General features: G+C 66.3%; 4 protein-coding genes. 1 reads left to right on the top strand and 3 read right to left on the bottom strand.

Annotated features, from left to right (window positions below):
• Positions 1 to 560: LysR family transcriptional regulator (locus tag AC062T_RS12950; RefSeq protein WP_476030657.1), on the bottom strand; the 560-nt coding region annotated here is incomplete at its 3' end.
• Between the two features lie 73 nt (positions 561 to 633).
• On the opposite strand from AC062T_RS12950, the gene AC062T_RS12945 reads away from it, so the two are divergent.
• A complete protein-coding gene (locus AC062T_RS12945) occupies positions 634 to 1596 on the top strand; it encodes an EamA family transporter (protein ID WP_476030655.1) in 963 nt (320 codons plus the stop codon).
• Here the strand turns inward: AC062T_RS12945 and AC062T_RS12940 are convergent.
• Together AC062T_RS12940 and AC062T_RS12935 are read right to left on the bottom strand one after the other, a co-directional pair.
• Positions 1552 to 2352 carry an LPXTG cell wall anchor domain-containing protein gene (locus AC062T_RS12940; protein ID WP_476030653.1) on the bottom strand — a complete coding sequence of 267 codons (801 nt, stop codon included), beginning with the start codon at positions 2350 to 2352 and terminating at the stop codon, positions 1552 to 1554. The two genes, AC062T_RS12945 and AC062T_RS12940, sit on opposite strands and share 45 nt — an antisense overlap.
• Positions 2353 to 2466: 114 nt before the next feature.
• Positions 2467 to 2628 (bottom strand): zinc-binding dehydrogenase (locus tag AC062T_RS12935; RefSeq protein ID WP_476030659.1); only part of this gene is annotated, 162 nt, incomplete at its 5' end.

The following is a 2628-nucleotide window of genomic DNA, read 5'->3' as shown; positions in this document are numbered from 1 at the left end:
ACGCGCTCCCTGCCCGCAAGTCGGTGCTCGGCGGGCATCACGATGTCGGCGAGGTCGACGGCGAGGGGAGTGCGAACGAGGTTGCCAGGAATCGCGAGCGGCACATCTCCCCAGCTGTGAACGACGGCGATGTCGACCCGGCCGCCGGCGACCAGGTCGATGGAGTCCCACGGTTCCCGTTCGGCGATCTCCAGAGCGAGCCGCGGATGCTGCGTCGTCACCGCTTTGATAGCGGGCGCGATGAGCCCTCGGGTGGCGGTGGAAAACGCTGCAACCCGCAGACTGCCCGTCACGGTTCCCGCCTCGCGATGAAGGCCAGACTCGAGCTGCTCGATGTGAGCGAGGAGTTGACCGCCGGCGTCGATGAGGTGGCGGCCCTCTGACGTCAGCACCACGCCCCGTCCGACGCGCTCGAGCAAGGCGAGCCCGAGCTGCCGCTCGAGCCGCTTGATCTGCTGTGACACGGCGCTGGGGGTGAAGTCGAGGGCCTCCGCCGCCGCAATCACGGATCCGTGCGCGCCAATTGCGCGGAGTGACCGCAGTGCCGTGACGTCAATCATGAAGCGATGCTACCTGGTGTGCATGCAAATCGTTTGCTGGATTTACATGGTTGCGGCGGGAGAGGATGAGCAGGTGAATCTGCGTGACTGTCTGCTCGCCGCTCTGGTAGCCACCCTGTGGGGCATCAACTTCGTTGTCATCGACTGGGGAATGGACGGGATTCCGCCGCTGCTGTTCGCGGCCATCCGCTTCACTGTGGTTCTCCTTCCGGCCATTTTCTTTGTGCGCAAGCCGGATGCTCCCTGGCGATTCATCATTGGCGTCGGGGTCTTCATGTCGCTTGGGCAGTTCGGCTTTCTTTATGTGGCGTTGCACCTGGGAATGCCGCCGGGGCTCGCCGCTCTCGTGCTCCAGGCGCAGGTGATCTTCACGATGGTCATCGCCTCCGGCGTCCTTCGGGAGGTTCCGGCACCCGCGCAACTGATCGGGGCAGTGATCGGCTCGGTGGGCCTCGCGATCGTAGCCGTAGGGCGAGAGGGCAGCGTGCCCCTTGTCGCGCTTGTTCTGTCTCTGCTCGCCGCCCTGTCGTGGGCCATCGGCAATGTTGTCTCCCGGGCATCCGGAATCTCGGGCGGCCTCTCATTGACGGTGTGGTCAGCGCTTGTTGTGCCGATCCCGTTGTTCGCGCTCTCGCTCCTGATCGACGGCCCGGCCGAGATCGGAGCAGCGTTGGCCGGCTTCTCGTGGGAGGCGGCGGTTTCGACGATCTACACCGCCGGACTGTGCACCCTGTTCGGGTATGCCATCTTCAACCGGCTGCTCTCGAAGTATCCGTCTGCCGCCGTGGTGCCGTGGATTCTGCTGGCTCCGGTCGCGGGAATCGCGGCAGCCTGGGCGCTCCTGGGCGAAGTTCCGAACACGGCGGAATGGATCGGCGGCCTCCTGCTGCTCGCGGGGCTGCTCGTGGCGCAACGGGCGGGACGACCGCGCCTCACCGCACAGACCGCCACCGCAGATAGACCGGCTTTCGATCGATCAGGTGCCTCGAGTTCAGTGGTCCCCGGCGCGGGTGGTGCGGCGGCGGGCCAGCAGTAGTCCTGTAATGCCCACTGCGAGGAAGGCTGCGGCAAGAGCTCCGGCGATTCCGGACTCCGCGCCCGTCGCGGGCAGGACGGGCGGTGCCGCGACGGCCGGGGTAGCGACCTCGCTGCTGCAGGTGTCGGTCACGAGAAATGATGCTCGATCGACGACCCACGTGGTCACGTCTGGCGTGCCGAAGCCGATGTAGCCCCGGGCTTGTTCCGGAGCCACGGGTCCCGTGTACGACATGGTGACGGTGCCGGACTGCGGCGGCGCGGGCGCGGGGAGCACATCAAGGTCTACCCAGACGCGCTCGCCATCGATCCTGTTGACCGTGCCATCTCCGCCGGGGATGACGTTGGCGGTGCTGAGGGGCGCGAACGCCAGGGGCTCGCCCGCGCCGATACCGCCCGCGAGCGGCACGGACGGGTCGCTGACACCGCCGTTGTCCGCAAGCGTGTAGTCGAAGGTGAAGCTCTTGACGACGCGGATGCATCCTGCGGGTGCCGTGGCTGACATTGCGAAAGTGTGGTGGCTGAAGTCGCCGTCGTACTGGATGGCGGTGAGCGGAAAGGCGACGCTTCCGTCGATCGCGAATGCGCCCGCATCCCCCCACACGGCGTAGTCATAGGGGATCTCGATCGCGACATCCGCTGGCACCGTGTATGTGGTGACTGTGGTGACCGTCTCGGTCGCTGCAAAGGCTGGGGCGGCGGCGGTGACGACGATGAGGGTGGCGGCGGCCACTCCCGAGAGCAGAGCTTTGCGCACGATGGGTTCCTTCAACTGTTAGCGGAATCCCACCATCGCGCAGGCATCGCCCTCACACAGGGGACCTAGCCCCCCAACTGGGCCCCGAGTTGTCGGGCGGGCGGCGAACCAGTCCTATCGAGTGAGATCGAGCGAGATCTTGCCGCGAGTGTGACCCTGCTCAAGAATGGCGTGTGCTTCGGCGACCCGATCGAGGGGGAATACCGCGTCGACGTGCACTCGCAGCTTGCCCGCTTCTATGAGATCGGTGAACTCGGCGAGACGGCGACCGTCGGG

The organism is Homoserinimonas sp. (assembly GCF_056262345.1).
This window is presented reverse-complemented; position numbering and strand designations above follow the sequence as displayed.